Here is a 14,146-nt window from a genome sequence, read left to right as displayed (position 1 = left end):
CGGGGACCCGCACGGGGAGATGTAGCGTCCCCGTCCGGATTCATCGCCTCCTACGCCGCGGGGGGCCGGTGTGCGCCTTCTCGGCCAGGGCGGGCGCAGAGAAGACGCCAGCCGCGCTGTTGCCAGGGTTCGTCGCCCCGGCGGAGAGCCTCGGCGAGTTCATGGGCCGTGGTCCGGGCGAGAGCGGCGTCTTCAGCGCTCATCCATCCGGCCCGGCACGCCTCCTCGTACTCGTCCCAGTCCTCGATCTCGACCCGGAACTCGTACCCGTACCGAATCGGCCCTTCGTGGACGGCGTCGTCCTCGCTGCGCCTCCAGTCCTCGCGGGCGGTCGGGGTCTCGTCACCGGTCGGGGTCTCGCAAGTGCTGGAGTTCCCGCAAGTGCTGGAGTTCCCGCCAGTGCTGGGGGTCCCGCAAGTGCTGGGGGTCCCGCAAGTGCTGGGGGTCCCGCAAGTGGTGGGGGTCCCGCAAGTGGTGGGGGTCTCGTGACGGATCGGGTCGAGTTCGAGGTCGATGTAGCGCCACCCGGTCGGGGTCGGCTCCGGCGGCAGGCACACGTCGATCTCGAGCCGCGGATCGGCCGGGTCGGCGACCCACCACGCGACCCATGGCCGCCCCGTAGCCAGCAGCACCACCACCGGCATCGGAAGCACACCGCTGTCGTGCGGCGCTTCCCACCGCGACCCGATCGCCCCTCGGAGCCAGACTCCGTCCTCGTCCGACCGGATCAACTCCAGCGCGAACCAATACAGCCCACCGGGCCGTTTGATCTTCTCCAGGCGCACGCCCGAGCTCATGCCGCCCAATATGCCATCGATGCCTACCTTGCACCCCGGCCGGCCTTGCACCCCGGCCGGCTCTCAGTGCTGTCTCGGGCAGGAGACGCACTGAGAGCCGAGCCGGACAAGATTCGCTGCCGCTGCGCGGACCGTCCCGTGCTGTGCGTCTCGGCTTCCTGCGACGGTGGCCGGACCGATGCGGATCACCGGAATCCGAATCACCGACTACGCCTCCGCCAAAGGAGCGCGGCCGATTCTGCAGGCACCTCTGGCCGGTCGAGCGGATCCACGACGGCGGGTCGTCAACCGCCGTGGAGACGGTGGGGTCGGCAGTGGAGACGGTGGGGCCGGCAGCGGTGGAGGTGGGGCCGGCAGTGGGGAAGATAGTCTCGGCTGATGACGGTGATCGCGCAGATCTCTCTCGGTGTGCAGGATGCGCGGCGGGCGGGGGCGTTCTGGACCGAAGCGCTGGGGTACGTTCGCCGACCGCCCCGCTGGGACGGTGACGACTGGATCGTCATCGAGCCGCCCCCGGGCGTGCCCGGCGCTCCGATCGCGATGGACTGCAGCGAGACGCCCGTTCAGGATCTTCCCCGCATCCACTTCGACCTGGACGCCGGTGACGTCGACCTGGACGCTGAGGTGGACCGCCTGCTCGGGCTCGGTGCCCGGCGCGTGGACTGGCCGTTCTATCCGGGGCCGGGCGAGGCCCATCCCGCCGAACCGGCCTACGTCGTCCTCGCCGACCCCGAAGGCAACCGTTTCTGTGTCAGCGGCCGGCGTCGAACCGGCTGAAAGCGACGGCCAGCGTCGAACCGGCTGAAAAGTGGCGGCCGGCGTCAGACCGGCTGAAAAGCGGCTGCGTCAGGCGGGCTGAAAATCTTCGGGCGCGGTGGCGTGCCGGGCGGCGAGGGCGTCGGTGAGCCGTTCGCTGTCGGGCGCGAGCCGGTAATAGGTATCGGACAGCCGGTCGTCGGCGTCGTCGTCTTCGGCGGCCGCCGGCAGTTCGTCGATCACCGCGGCCAGGTCGGCCATCCCGAAGTAGCGGGCGGCGGCCGCCGCGGCGGCGAGTTCGGCCGGGTCGCAACTGTCTGCGGCGTGGTTCGGCCCGCCGTTGCGCACCATGCCGTCGACCAGCAGGAGCGCGCTCAGATACCGGCCGCCGACGCCGTCGCCGGCTCCGGCGCAGGCCCGGTTCCAGATGTCGCGGAGCAGATCAGGATCGGTCACCCCGACATTGTGCGGTGCGATCAGCCGTTTCCGGGCGGGAAAGGGGACCACGGGATCGCGGCGGAGCCGGTAGGTTCTGCGCCATGCCATCGATCAACATCTCGGACGTGATGGACTTCCTGGTCGACCGCCGGGCGGCGAGCCTGCCCCCGGAGGGCCTCGCGGAGATCCTCACATCGATGGCGTGGTCGCTGGACGAGCAGGCGAACGTTCTGCCGGTCGCGCGGGGCTGGCTCGGCGGCGACGACGAATATCGTGCGGCGGTCGCGCTGTGGATCGACGATTTCTTTCCCGCCGATTCGCGGGCCGGTCTGGTGGCCGTGGCCGAGGACATGGAGAGCCGTTTCCCGGCCCTGGCCGAACGCGCCCGGGAATGGATTCGCCGATGGGACGCCGCGCACGAGGCCGCAAGGTCGCGTTAGGGTCGGCTCATGGATCCGATTCTCGTACTGGGTGGTACCGGAACGGTCGGCAGCCGGGTCGCGTCGTTGCTTCGCGATTCCGGGCTGGACATTCGGGTGGCTGCCCGCCATGCAGAGCAACGGTTCGACTGGGACGATCCGGGGAGTTGGGCGGGCGCGCTCTCCGGCGTTCGGAGGATGTTTCTGCTCCTGCCCGATCAGACGGGGCTGCCGGACGGGTTTCTTGCCGCCGCGCGGCAGGCGGGGGTGCGGCGGGTCGTGCTGCATTCGGACCGTGGCCTCGAGGTGATGGGTTACGCGCATCTGCAGAGCGCCGAGCAGGAGGTCCGGGACAGTGGCCTGGACTGGACCATCGTGCGCCCCGACTGGTTCCACCAGGATTTCGAGACGTTCTTCCGCCCGGCCGTTCTCGCCGGGCGGTTGAACCTGCCGGTGCCCACCGCCCGGCAGGGTTTCATCGACGCCGGCGACATCGCGGCGGTCGAGGTCGCCGCCTTGACCGACGACAGTCTGATCGGTGAGCTGATCGAGATCACCGGCCCGCGGGCGATCTCGTTCGCCGAGGCGGTCGGCGAGATCTCCCGTGCTACCGGCCGCGAGATCGCCTTCGACGGCACCCCCGAGGCGTACCGTGCCGGGATGCGCTCCGACGGTCTCCCGGACGAGGTCGTCGACATGCTGGTGGCCGGTTTCACGGCTCTGGAGTCCCGCGGCGACACCGTCCCGACCGGGGTGGTGGAGAAGATCCTCGGCCGTCCGGGTCTGGACTTCAGCGCGTACGCCACCGCTGCCGCCGCGCGTGGCGTCTGGGATTCCTGACAGCTCAGTTGGACCAGGTGTACCCGGCGAGGGCCGCGCCCGGTCCGGTGAGGACCGCCGCGACGGTGGCGAGCAGGAATGTCACGACGGTCAGGATCACTGTCCGCAGACGCATGTCGTTCTCCTCACGCACGATGGTTTGCCTGCGACGCAGCGTATCGACTGCTGTCACGTCCCGGCGGGGGCTTGACCGGTCAGCCGACGATGGTGGCATGGCCGAACTGTATGAGTACCGAGTGGTGGAACTCCGGGAGAAGATGATCGGCGGCAAGATGTCCGGCGACAAGCTGGAGCGGGTTCTCAACGATCACGCCGCCCAGGGCTGGCGGCTCAAGACGATCACCTCCGCCGATGTGAAGGGCCGGATCGGGCCCGGCGGGGTGGACGGGCTGCTGGTCACGTTCGAGCGGGCCCGCCGCTGAGCGATCCGCGATGACCCCGGGGCGACCCGGGGTCATCGCGGCGCCGGCACGGTCAACGGCCGGCACGGTCAACGGCCGGGCCCGCCGGCTTCGGTGACGAGGGTCAGGTCCCGGATCACTTCGGAGGCGGCGACCGGCCCGAGTGCCGCGAACGGCTGCCGGCCCGCCTGGCCGTGGACGTAGATGTCCTCCAGTTTCTGGTCACCGAGTTCCTCGGGCAGTCCGACGGCGATGCCCGGGTCGAGTTCGATGACGACGGTGAGCCCGCCGGTGATCCGCTCGACACGGTTCTGCACGCCGGCGTCCTCCGGCGCGGTCCGCCGCCAGCCGCGCCGTTCCAGGCCGAGCAGCCGGCCGGCGGGCGCGACCGCTCCGACGAGACGTTTCAGGTCCTCGTCGGCCGCGGGGTACGTCTCCCGGGCCAACTGGGGGAACGGCTGGAGGATCTCGTAGTCGGCGAAGATCTCACTCCACCCGGCGAGGGCGCCCGCCAGGTCGAGGGGGTGCGCGACCCCGACCGTGACATCGCCGGGCAGCGTGTACGGCTCGTCGGTCACGTCGGCGTAGCTGCGGTCCTCGGCCATCCGGAACGCGTCGCCGTTCGACACGGTCCAGACGAGCCGCCGCACGATGTGCCCGAGCAGCGGATGCCCGGCGAAGTACCTGCTGAACTCGTCGGGTGTCCAGCGCCGCCCGGCGACCATGGCCTGCTCCAGCCGCCGCACCTGGTCGGCGGCGACGGCGCGCACGTCCTTCTTCAGCGCGGCGAACCGTCTCCGGGACTCCTCGGCGACCGGGGTCGCCGGTTTCGGCAGGTCCCGGAGGCGTTTCCCGGCGGCGTCCGCCACGTACGGCTTCAGCTGCTCGTCGAAGCCGACTTGGAACCGGCGGGTGCCGTAGTCGAGGGTGAGGCTGCCGTCGGCGGCGAGCCCGAAGTCGGGCACCAGCCGGTCGGCCAACTGCTCGGCGGCCAGCCCCAGCCCGTCGGCCACCTCGGTGATCTTCTCCTCGGCCGCCGTCTTGAGGCCCTTGAACTTGGCGCGCTGGGCGATCCCGTACAGCCGCGTCAGCGCGACGTCGCTGCCGATCGCCGCCAGCACCCGGACACCGGTGACCGCCTTCGCGTGCCCGCCCTCGCCCGGCCAGGCGAGGATCAGCGGGGTGAGCCGCTGGACCGTGGTGTCGTCGCCGAGCAGCGCCAGGGCGTCGAGCACCCATCCCTGCTTGGCGTCGGCCCCGGCCCGCTGCCAGGCCTCGAACAGCTCCCATCCGAACTCGGCGAGGTCGCCGGGCTCGCAGGCGGCGGCGACGTGGGTGATCCCGGCGTACGGCTCCTCCAACGTGCTGATCGCCAGCATGGTGATCAGCGCCTCGACCGTGGCGGGTGGCAGCGCGCCCGACCCGTCACGCAACCGGATCGGCGGCAGGATGGCCGGCACCGCCCACGCCGGGTGGACCGGGAGCCGGGCGGGCAGCAGCATCAGCGGGTCCCGGGCCAGCAGGGTGGCGATCGCCGCGGACGCGGCCGGGCCGTACCCGGAGGCGGCCGTGACGACCGTCTCGGCGGGCAGGACCAGCAGCGCCGTCTCGGCCTGCCGCCGGGCCGGCCCCACCTTGCCGAGCGCCGGCGGGATCAGCGCCCGGGCCGCGACGTCCGCGTGCCGCAGCAGCCAGGTGAGCGCGGCCGGCCGAGCGCTCTTCATCCGCGAGTACCGGTCGGCCATGAACACGGCGACCGACGGCGACGAGAACGGCATCAACACGTCGACCATGGCGGGCAGCCGCTCGGCCGCGTCCCGCACGAGTGGCAGCGCGTCGATCCCGAATCGCGCGGCGGCGACGCGTACCCACGGACCGAACTGGCGCGCCCACGCCGGCCGCCAGGTAGCCAGGATCGGCCGCACGATCTCGTCGGGACCGCCGGTGAACAGCGTCGGCGCATGCGACTCGTTCTGGGCCGACGTGACCAGCTCGGCGATGCGCTCCCAGGTGAACCAGGGACTCCCCCAGTCGCCCGGGGTGTTCAGCCACCGGTCGCGCTCGCCGGCACGCCAGCCGGCGGTCTCCGGGTCGTCGCAGCTCAAGCCCTCGATCACGACCGGTTTCGGGGGTTTGATCCGGTGCAGCCACGGCGGGCTCGCCAGGACCGGTGGGACGGCCGAGAGCGGCGCGTACGTGACGGCGGCAGCGGCGGAGGCCAGCTCGCGCACCCGGCCGGCCGCGTCGGGACCGAGCGTGGGCAGCACCTCCTCGACGAGATCGGGATGGGCCACCAGGTGGGCGCGCAGCATCGGGGATCCGGTCTCGGCGAACAGCCGCATCGCCCGGGCCGGGAAGCGCGCCGCCGCGTCGAGCACCGCCCCCGGCACGTATCTGCGGTCGAGCCGGGCGAGCAGCGCCTCGAAAACGGCGTCATCGTCCAGCTCGGCGAGCACCGACAGCAGCCGCTGCTGGGTCTCGGCGCGCTGGTAGGGAACGTCGAGCCAGGTCAGCAGGGTGCCGGCCGCGGCCGGGCCGGCCCCGTCGGCGAGCGTGGCGAACAGGCGCAGCGGCGGCAGGTTCCACCAGGAGGTGAGGTGTGGGGCGAGCGCGTCGATCTGCTCCGCCGTGCCCGCCGCCATCAGCAGGAGCGCCGCCACGTGCTGATGTCTGTCCAGGGACCCGGTCGCGGCGACGGTCCGCACGTCCTGCTCGACCCAGTCCGCCTCGCCGGGCAGCAGGACGGAGGTGGCGACGGCGGCGCTCCAGCTCCGGTCCCGGTAGGGGCGCAGCGCCGCGACCACCTCCGCGAACGCGCTGTCGGGGGCGGGGGCGAGCGCGGCACGGACCCGCAGCAGGATGTCGCGGTGCGGCCCGCGGTGGACGTTGTCGTACAGCGAGGCCTCGGCCAGGTAGAGGGCGCCGCGGTGCATCGGGTCGGCCCGTTTCCGCTCGCGACCGGCCAGCACGGTGAACTCGACAGCGGCGCGGGCGGCGAAGAGCAGGCCGTGCCGGGCGATCCAGACGTCGGCGAACGGGGTGAGCAGGGCGGCGGTGTCCTCCCAGTAGGGCAGGCGGGTGCTCAGCGCGGCGAGGACGACAGCCGCGCCGGCCGGCGTCACACCGGGGTCGCCGTCGAGCCAGGCGTGACCGGCGGTGGCGAGCGGCTCGGGTGTCCCCGGCTCGTCGAGGATCGCCACGACGGCGGCGCGCTCGGCCGTCAGCCGCTCCTCGGCCGCCGCGCCACCGGCCGTGTCGATCACGAAGGGTGGCGCGTCCACACTGCCCCGTCGCACATACCGGTGCCGTTTCACGATCGCCGGAACCTCGCCCACCCGGAACCACCCTCCCCATCAGAACTGTGGCGAAGACTAGCGGTGGGGTACGACATCCGCGGCACGCCGATGTGGTGTGATCCCGCGATGATCGGCGAGCCGTTCGCGCACACCTATCTCCTGACACTGCCCACCGAACCGGCCGCCCGGGCGGTCGCCGGCGAACTCGCCGGGCGCGGGCACCGGCTGGTCGCCGTCCGCGCTGTCGACCCCGCCGGTCCCGGCCGCCCCGAGTTCGCCGGCTGGTGGGACGTCTTCAGCGTGTTCTGCGACCCCTTCGCCGGGACCGTGCCGCCGGAGACCGCGGCGGTGGAGGCGATCGCCCGGGGTCACGGCGGTGTCTGCTACGGCCCCGGCGGCGGGGCTGAGTCCACCGTCCTCCGGACCTTCATCAGGGACGGTCTCGTCCACGAGCTCACCGCGGAGGAGGCCGAGCGCCGGCGCACGCCCCCGGCCCCGCCCGTCCCGTCACGGCCGGCGCCGCCCTCGGCCCCGCCGCTGCGTTACCGGGCGACACCCGACGAGGGGGCCGAGCGAGCCGCGGTCGCCGAGCGCCTGACGGCCGGCGGGCACCTCGACGACGAGGAGGTCGGCGACGACGCGGGCGAGATGGTGGACGCCCTCTTCGACAGCGTCCTGCACCAGGGGACCTGCGGCCCGGAGACGGCCGCCGCGGTTCCGGACCTCGTCGCGCTGGCCACCGACTCCCGCATCGGTGACCGGCTCCGCTCGTGGATCCTGGTGGGCCTGTTCGTGATCGCCACGGTGGGCCGGCGTGCCCTGAACCGTCCGGCGGTGGAGCCGCCCGAGGCCGCCGCCGCCCGGGTGGCGGTCTCCGCGTCGATGGGACGGTTGACCGCACGCTGGGACCAGGAGTCCGATCTGGTGCGTTTCTGTCTCGCGGCGCTGGTCGCGGCCTGTCCGGAAGACGGAGCCGCGGTACGGGCGGCGATCGGTGACCTGCGGGCGGCCGTGCCCGGCACCGGCCGGGAAGCGGCCCTGCGGCTCGCCGAGGCCCTCGCCGACACCGACCCGCCGCGGATCGTGGCCGCCCTGCGGGACATCGACGCCGACGGCAGCCCGTACGCGACCCCCGACCAGAACGGCCTCCGTGCCCTGATGAGCCTCCTCACCCCGGAACTGGGCCGCGCGACCGTGGTTGACTCTCGCCCATGACGTCCGAGGATCATGCGCAACCGCAGCGGTACGTACTCGAGCCGGACCCCGCCTGGGACTGGTCGGAGGAGCAGGACGGTGTCTTCGTCGTGGAGCTCAGCTGGGTGCCCGACGCGCTGGCGGGCCGCCTGGCGAAACTGGTGGTCAGCCCGGCGCTGGCCGCCGACCTGGAGTCGCGCGGGGTGGGCGGTTTCCGTACCGGCCCGGCCCGGGGTCTGCTCGGCGAGGACTCGTTCGCCGAACCCGGCACGCCGCCGCCTCCCCTGCTGCGGCTGATCCCCGGCGAGGACCCGGCGGAGGACATCGCCTTCCTTCCGGGGGTCGGTCTGACCGTCAGTGAACGCGCGCTGGAGGTCCTGCGAGCCCACTGCGGGCAGTTGCAGTCCACGGTCCTGCCGGCGCCATGACCGGGCGAGACGGCGCGGTGCCCGATCAGGTGGCCGGTGCCTCCGGCCGCCCGCTGCCGCCGGGCACTCCGGCATGAGCCGGCGACGGTACGTGGCCCGCGGCGTCCCCGGCGGCTACCGGATCTGGGACAACAAGGCCCGCCGCTGGTGGGGCGACCACTACGAGCTGTGCCCCGACGACCTGCTCGACGAATTGAACGGCCCCGCCGACCCGGCCCGCATCACGGCCCTGCTGCGCCGCTACCGCGCCCAGCGAAGATAGGACCTGTGGCCCTGACCGGGCGGCCCGGGCGAACGCGAGGATCCTGGTGGGCAGCCGGTCACAATGGGGGCGGACGGTGGGAGAGGTCTTGGTCGCACGGCGGCAGCGGGACGGGTACGGGACGGACACACCGGGCGGGTCTACTCGGCCGGTGCAGAAGTCGTGGGCCGAGGCCTATGCGACCGCGCGGGACAGCGCCAAGCCACTGCCCGGTGAGCCGACCCCGGTGGGTGCGGCGGCCGGACGGGTGCTGGCGGCGGCGGTGCGGTGCGAGCGGCCGGTTCCGGCGTTCGACAACGCGGCCATGGACGGGTACGCGGTGGCCGGCGCCGGGCCGTGGACGATCCGGGGGCGGGTGCTGGCCGGTGCGGTGACGGGCGGGCCGGTCGTGACGCCCGGGTGCGCGGTGGAGATCGCGACGGGGGCGCCGGTGCCGGCGGGGACCGAGGCGGTGATCCCGTACGAGCGGTGTGCGGTGGACGGTGGCGTGGTGAGCGCGGGGCGCCCGGAGCGGGCCCACATCCGCCGGGCCGGTGACAGTCTCGCCGTCGGCGCCCTGGTCGTGCCGGCCGGGCGGACCGTGACGGCGACCGTGGTGGCGGCCGCCGAGCAGGCCGGGGCCGAGCAGGTGCTGGCTCATCGGGCGCCGACGGTGACGTTGCTGGTCACCGGGGACGAGGTGATCTCCGACGGGGTGCCGGGGCCGGGTCAGGTGCGGGACACGTTCACCGGCCTGGTCACCGCGGTCACCGCCCGTGCCGGTGGTGTTCTGGACGGGCGGCGGCTGCTGCCGGACCGGCGGGATCTCCTCGACGCCGCGCTGCGGGAGGCGGGCACCGACGTCGTCGTGGTCAGCGGATCGTCGTCGGCGGGCGCCGCGGACCACCTGCACGAGCTGCTGAGCGCGGGCGGGGCGACCTGGCTGGTCCGCGGTGTCGCCTGCCGGCCCGGGCATCCCCAGGCCCTGGCGGTGCTGCCGGACGGGCGCTGGGTGGTCAGTCTGCCCGGGAACCCGTACGCCGGCCTGGTCGCCGCCCTGACCCTCCTCGAACCGCTCCTGACCGCCTTGGCCGGGCGCCCCGCCGCCGTTCTGCCGTGCGCCCCGGTCTCCGGAAGCCCGAAGCTGATGCCCGGCGGCGTCCGCATCGTCCCCGCCGAGGCGGACGGGACGCTGATCGGCGCCGGTTCCGTCGGCCTGCACGCGGCCGCGAACGCCGACTTCCTCGCCGTCCTGCCCGGCGACTGGACGCCCGGTTCACCCGCCACCCTGCTGCGGGTGCCCTGAGAGAGCCGCCCCGCTGCGGATACCCTGAGAGAGCCGCCCCGCTGCGGATACCCTGAGGGATCCGCCCGGGAGCGGCCACCGGCATGTCGCTCGTCATCCCCTGACGCCAGGAGCGGGGTCGTGGTGACCACCGGCGCAACATCGATAGGGATACATTGCCCGGGTGACAACCCGCACCGATCTGAACATGCTCGTCGCGCTGGACGCGCTGCTGGAGACCAGCAGCGTGACCGCCGCCGCCGAGCGCCTGCACACCTCGGCGCCCGCGATGAGCCGCACGCTCGGCCGGTTACGCCGGCACTTCGGCGACCCGCTGCTGGTCCGCGCCGGGCGCCGGCTGGTGCCGACCGAGCAGGCCGTGCGGCTGCGGCCCCGGGTGCGGGCGCTGATGGAGACGGCCGGCGCGCTGCTCGCCGACGGCGCCGGCGCGGATCCCGCGTCGTGGCGGCACACGGTGACCGTGCAGATGAGCGACGTGCTCACCGCCGACCTGGTGCCCGGGCTGCTCACGGTGATGCGGGCGGAGGCGCCGGGGGTACGGCTACGGCTCGCCGCCGACCACACCGAGGGCACCGCGGCGCTGCGCGACGGACTGATCGATCTGGAGGTCGGCGCGATCGACCACACCGACCCGGAGACGCTGACCGAGAGCCTGGGGACGCTCACCCCGGCGCTCGCCGTCCGGCCCGATCATCCGCTCACCCGGGGTGACCTGACCGCGGAGCGGATCGCCGCGGCCGGGCACATCGGCGTGTCCCGCAAGGGCCTGGCCGCCGGGCCGCTCGACGAGCACCTGGCCGGGCTGGGGTTGCGGCGGGACGTGGTGATGGTCGTGCCGGCGCACGCCCCGGCGCTGCTGCTGGCGGCGTCCACGGATCTGGTCTGTCTGGTCCCGGACCGGCAACGCGACGCGGCCGGGCGGGCCGGGCTGCGGGTGCTGCCGTTGCCGTTCGCGCTGCCGGCCACGACGATCGGGATGGCGTGGCATCCGCGGACCGACACCGATCCGGTACGGCGGTGGTTGCGCGGCCATGTGCGTACGGCGGCGCGGGCGCTGCTGTGACCGGTGAAACGGGTGGACCGTGCCCGGGACGGCTCGTAGAGTGCTGGGCACGGTGGGCGGCCATCGCGGCGCTTCCTTCTCACATCCGGGAAATCCGGCTGATGACCGGGCTGATTCAGCGCGGCGGCTCCCCGCCCACCGCCACGTCGTAAAGTTCGGCGAACCGCGCCCGCCGTTCCGCGTAATGGCCGGCGTGCGCGGCTCGCGGCTCGAAGGTCACCCCGGTGGTCCGGGCCGCGCGGTCGACGCCCGGCGCCAGCACGTCCAGGGCGAGCAGCGCCGTCCCCCGCTGGGTGGCACGCCGCCGGGTCACGTGGGTGACCGGCCGGCCGAGCACGTCGGCGAGCACCTGGAGCCACTCCGGCTGGTCGTTGCTGACCCGGCCGGCCGCCGCCACCTCGAGGACCTGCGGGGCGGCCGGGTGCAGCTCCTCGGCGACCCGGGCGTAGGTCATGGCCACCCCTTCGACGATCCCGCGGAACAGCGCGTCACCGTCGGCGGCCACCGACACCCCGGCGAACATCGCGCGGACCCCGCCGGCCCAGCCGGGCGCGCGTTCCCCGGTCAGGTACGGCAGCACCAGCGGGGTGGCCGCGCTCGGTGGCGCGGACAGCACGGTTCCCAGCGCCGGGCTGAGCCGTAACGTGCTCTGCGCCCAGCTGACCGCCCGCCCGACGTCGTTGATCGCCCCGCCGAGCAGGGTGCGCCCGCCGTCGACCCGGTAGTTCCACAGGCCGAACGGCAGCGGGTCGGCCGGGCCGTCGAGCAGCACCCGCAGCGCGCCGCTGGTGGCGGTCGCCGCGGTGAGCACCGTCGCGTCGGTCGCCCCGGATCCGATGTTGCTGGCCAGACCGTCGGTGATGACCGGGAACCAGACCGCCCGGGCCAGCGCGGGCCAGCGCGCCGGAGCCACCGCCGGCGCCGGCCGGGTCACGTCGAGCGGCGGCGAGAGCTGGCCGGCGCCGATCCCGGCGGCGGCGAGCAGCTCGCCGTCGAACTCGCCGGTCCGCCGGTCGAGCAGGCCGGTCCACGCGACGGTGGACGTCCCGGCGAGCGGCTGCCCGATCAGGCGGGCCCACACGTACTCCCCCAGCGACCACCAGAACGCCGCCCGCGCCACCACCTCCGGCTGGGCGCCGGTCAGCCAGCGCAGGCGCGGGGCGTGGTAGCTGGTGTGCACCCGGGTGCCGGTGCGCTGCTGGACCGCCGCCTCGTCCACCTCGGACCGCAGCGCGGTGACGGCGGCGGCGCTGCGGGAGTCGGCGTACGTCAGGCACGGGGTCAGCGCCCGCCCGGCCGCGTCGACCGCGATCAGCGAGGCGGCGAAGGTGTCCATCGCGACGCCGGCGATCCGGGTGCCGAGCCGCGGCTCGGCGGTCACCGCGTCGAGAACCCGCTCCACCTCGGTCGCCACCTGGTCGGGGTCGATGACCGAGGTGCCGTCGGGCGCGACGGTGAACGCGTGCGCCACTTTGAACTGCCGGCCGCGGACCCGCCGCCCGGTGGCGTCGTGCACACCGCCACGGGTCGCGGTGGAACCGATGTCCAGCGCCAGGACCAGCGGGTCCTGTGCCGAGTCCAGGGTGACGTCATCGTCGGAGCGGGTCATCGGGGTCCTCGTCGTCTACGCCGGAGATCTCCGCTCGACCCTAACCGACCCGGAACCCGCCCGCCGGGACACGGATAGACTCCGGCCGCTGTCACGATCACGGGGAGAATTCATGACATCGCGATGGAGCCGTCTGCTGGCCGGGATCGCCGGGACGGTCCTGGTCGCCGGCTGCGGCACTCCCGCCACACCGGACACACCGGACGCCATGCCGGAGAAGAGCGTCGCCGCCACGAGCCCGGCGCCGGCCGCGTTCGATCCGCCGCGCACCTTCGGCCCGCTCGGCGCGCCGCTGCCGCCGAGCGTGCGACGCGGGAAGAACGGCCGGCTGCCGGTGCTGCTGGCCGGCGCCCGGGCGTACGTGGCCTCGGTGGACCAGCTGCTGGTCGTCGACCTGCCGAGCGGGGCGAGCACCGGCGCCCTGACACCGCGCAACGAGCCGGCGTTCGACACCGACATGATCGACTGGTCGGGCCGGTACGCTCCGACGCCGCCGGTGCTGGTCGACGACGGCGGGCGGGCCCGGGTCGTCACCGCGTTCGCGGCCACCGTCCGGGGCGAGGGCACGACCGCTCCGCGCCCGGTCGTCGAGGTGCTGACCGTCGACGCGGCCGGCGGTGAGGAGGTCGCCCGGGCGGAGCTTCCGGCCGATCCGGACGCCGACCGGGAGCAGCCGGCCGTCGTCGGGGCGCACGGCTCCACCGTCGTGCTGCGGATCGGTGCGGACACCACCGCGGTGGACATCACCACCGGGAAGGTGGTGTGGAAGCGGGCCGGGTTCACCGCCCAGGCGGTCGCGGACGGCCTCGTCGTGGGAGAGAACGAGGACCTCACCGTGATGCGGGCCCTCGACGTGGCCGGTGGTGGCCAGAAGTGGCAGTCGAAGCCGTACCGGCTGGTGGAGGTGGCGCCGGCCAGCCCGAAGGTGTTCACCGCCACCGGGACCGACAGCGCCGGCCGGGAGGTGTTCCAGCTGGTCGAGGCGGCTTCCGGCCGGGTGCTGGACAGCAGTGTCGCGGACAGCCCGATCGCGTACGAGGTGGACTGTGTCTGGGATCAGGCGAGCGTGACCGTCTGCCAGACCGGCCGCCCGCAGCAATGGGTCAGCGCCTTCGACGACACCGGCAAGTGGCTGTGGGAGCTGCCGGCCGACGGCCGTGTCGCGCCCCGGGTGACGACCGCCTGGCACGGCGCCGTCTACGGCACCACCGACAACGGGCCGGTGGTGCTCGACGCCCGGAGCGGCGCGGACCGGGAGACCCGGCCCGGCGCGGCCCCGGTGCTGGTCAACGAGTCGTTCGGGGTGGGCCCGCTACCCGAGACCGATGTGCAGCAGGCACACCCGGCGCTGTCCTGAC

At 73.8% G+C, this 14,146-nt stretch carries 14 protein-coding genes; 10 read left to right on the top strand and 4 right to left on the bottom strand.

Features of this window, described 5'->3' with window-relative positions; genetic code table 11:
- Positions 1 to 50 precede the first annotated feature (50 nt).
- Positions 51 to 797 (bottom strand): ribonuclease FAU-1 family protein, encoded by a 747-nt coding sequence (locus Aut01nite_RS26535; RefSeq protein ID WP_043527244.1) that lies wholly within the window; start codon positions 795 to 797, stop codon positions 51 to 53.
- 378 nt (positions 798 to 1,175) lie between these two features.
- Between Aut01nite_RS26535 and Aut01nite_RS26530 the strand changes: the two genes are divergently transcribed.
- Complete coding sequence (locus Aut01nite_RS26530) at positions 1,176 to 1,574, top strand: VOC family protein (protein ID WP_043527243.1); 399 nt, start codon at positions 1,176 to 1,178, stop codon at positions 1,572 to 1,574.
- A 69-nt stretch (positions 1,575 to 1,643) separates the two neighbouring features.
- Here the strand turns inward: Aut01nite_RS26530 and Aut01nite_RS26525 are convergent, their stop codons facing one another.
- Positions 1,644 to 2,009 carry a hypothetical protein gene (locus Aut01nite_RS26525; RefSeq protein ID WP_152628831.1) on the bottom strand — a complete coding sequence of 122 codons (366 nt, stop codon included), beginning with the start codon at positions 2,007 to 2,009 and terminating at the stop codon, positions 1,644 to 1,646.
- A gap of 83 nt (positions 2,010 to 2,092) precedes the next feature.
- On the opposite strand from Aut01nite_RS26525, the gene Aut01nite_RS26520 reads away from it, so the two are divergent.
- The 3 genes from Aut01nite_RS26520 to Aut01nite_RS26510 all read left to right on the top strand — a co-directional run bounded on the left by Aut01nite_RS26520 (position 2,093) and on the right by Aut01nite_RS26510 (position 3,672).
- Complete coding sequence (locus tag Aut01nite_RS26520; RefSeq protein WP_152628830.1) at positions 2,093 to 2,431, top strand: hypothetical protein; 339 nt, start codon at positions 2,093 to 2,095, stop codon at positions 2,429 to 2,431.
- Between the two features lie 9 nt (positions 2,432 to 2,440).
- The gene (locus tag Aut01nite_RS26515) at positions 2,441 to 3,250 is read left to right on the top strand and encodes an NAD(P)H-binding protein (RefSeq protein ID WP_043527238.1); all 810 of its coding nucleotides are present in this window, start codon (positions 2,441 to 2,443) and stop codon (positions 3,248 to 3,250) included.
- Between the two features lie 212 nt (positions 3,251 to 3,462).
- Positions 3,463 to 3,672, top strand: coding sequence for a DUF4177 domain-containing protein (locus tag Aut01nite_RS26510; RefSeq protein ID WP_043527236.1), 210 nt, complete (start codon positions 3,463 to 3,465; stop codon positions 3,670 to 3,672).
- 68 nt (positions 3,673 to 3,740) lie between these two features.
- On the opposite strand, the gene Aut01nite_RS26505 is transcribed toward Aut01nite_RS26510, so the two are convergent.
- Complete coding sequence (locus tag Aut01nite_RS26505) at positions 3,741 to 6,986, bottom strand: DUF4132 domain-containing protein (RefSeq protein WP_052163975.1); 3,246 nt, start codon at positions 6,984 to 6,986, stop codon at positions 3,741 to 3,743.
- A gap of 42 nt (positions 6,987 to 7,028) precedes the next feature.
- Here Aut01nite_RS26505 and Aut01nite_RS26500 point away from each other — a divergent pair, with 42 nt between their 5' ends.
- The 5 genes from Aut01nite_RS26500 (at position 7,029) to Aut01nite_RS26480 (ending at position 11,179) form a co-directional block, all read left to right on the top strand.
- Positions 7,029 to 8,162, top strand: coding sequence for a hypothetical protein (locus Aut01nite_RS26500; protein WP_204037689.1), 1,134 nt, complete (start codon positions 7,029 to 7,031; stop codon positions 8,160 to 8,162).
- Positions 8,159 to 8,569 carry a hypothetical protein gene (locus Aut01nite_RS26495; protein ID WP_043527231.1) on the top strand — a complete coding sequence of 137 codons (411 nt, stop codon included), beginning with the start codon at positions 8,159 to 8,161 and terminating at the stop codon, positions 8,567 to 8,569. Before Aut01nite_RS26500 ends, Aut01nite_RS26495 begins: the two co-directional genes overlap by 4 nt.
- Positions 8,570 to 8,642: 73 nt before the next feature.
- Positions 8,643 to 8,831, top strand: coding sequence for a hypothetical protein (locus Aut01nite_RS26490; protein WP_043527230.1), 189 nt, complete (start codon positions 8,643 to 8,645; stop codon positions 8,829 to 8,831).
- Positions 8,832 to 8,982: 151 nt separating this feature from the next.
- A complete protein-coding gene (locus tag Aut01nite_RS26485; protein WP_043527228.1) occupies positions 8,983 to 10,116 on the top strand; it encodes a molybdopterin-binding protein in 1,134 nt (377 codons plus the stop codon).
- Between the two features lie 163 nt (positions 10,117 to 10,279).
- On the top strand, positions 10,280 to 11,179 hold the full coding sequence (locus Aut01nite_RS26480; protein ID WP_201775548.1) for a LysR family transcriptional regulator: 900 nt from the start codon (positions 10,280 to 10,282) through the stop codon (positions 11,177 to 11,179).
- Between the two features lie 115 nt (positions 11,180 to 11,294).
- On the opposite strand, the gene Aut01nite_RS26475 is transcribed toward Aut01nite_RS26480, so the two are convergent.
- Entirely contained in the window at positions 11,295 to 12,788 is a 1,494-nt protein-coding gene (locus Aut01nite_RS26475; protein WP_043527225.1) for a gluconokinase, read from the bottom strand.
- A 112-nt stretch (positions 12,789 to 12,900) separates the two neighbouring features.
- Here Aut01nite_RS26475 and Aut01nite_RS26470 point away from each other — a divergent pair, with 112 nt between their 5' ends.
- Positions 12,901 to 14,145 carry a PQQ-binding-like beta-propeller repeat protein gene (locus Aut01nite_RS26470; protein WP_052163974.1) on the top strand — a complete coding sequence of 415 codons (1,245 nt, stop codon included), beginning with the start codon at positions 12,901 to 12,903 and terminating at the stop codon, positions 14,143 to 14,145.
- Position 14,146: the final 1 nt, after the last annotated feature.

Source organism: Actinoplanes utahensis (assembly GCF_016862455.1).
Lineage (GTDB): Bacteria > Actinomycetota > Actinomycetes > Mycobacteriales > Micromonosporaceae > Actinoplanes > Actinoplanes utahensis.
This window is presented reverse-complemented; position numbering and strand designations above follow the sequence as displayed.

Bases quoted from the DNA above. Each gene is read 5' to 3' on its own strand.
- Aut01nite_RS26515 (WP_043527238.1), top strand. From the start codon at position 2,441: ATGGATCCGATTCTCGTACTGGGTGGTACCGGAACGGTCGGCAGCCGG.
- Aut01nite_RS26535 (WP_043527244.1), bottom strand. From the start codon at position 797: ATGAGCTCGGGCGTGCGCCTGGAGAAGATCAAACGGCCCGGTGGGCTG.
- Aut01nite_RS26510 (WP_043527236.1), top strand. From the start codon at position 3,463: ATGGCCGAACTGTATGAGTACCGAGTGGTGGAACTCCGGGAGAAGATG.
- Aut01nite_RS26490 (WP_043527230.1), top strand. From the start codon at position 8,643: ATGAGCCGGCGACGGTACGTGGCCCGCGGCGTCCCCGGCGGCTACCGG.
- Aut01nite_RS26520 (WP_152628830.1), top strand. From the start codon at position 2,093: ATGCCATCGATCAACATCTCGGACGTGATGGACTTCCTGGTCGACCGC.
- Aut01nite_RS26475 (WP_043527225.1), bottom strand. From the start codon at position 12,788: ATGACCCGCTCCGACGATGACGTCACCCTGGACTCGGCACAGGACCCG.
- Aut01nite_RS26495 (WP_043527231.1), top strand. From the start codon at position 8,159: ATGACGTCCGAGGATCATGCGCAACCGCAGCGGTACGTACTCGAGCCG.
- Aut01nite_RS26530 (WP_043527243.1), top strand. From the start codon at position 1,176: ATGACGGTGATCGCGCAGATCTCTCTCGGTGTGCAGGATGCGCGGCGG.
- Aut01nite_RS26470 (WP_052163974.1), top strand. From the start codon at position 12,901: ATGACATCGCGATGGAGCCGTCTGCTGGCCGGGATCGCCGGGACGGTC.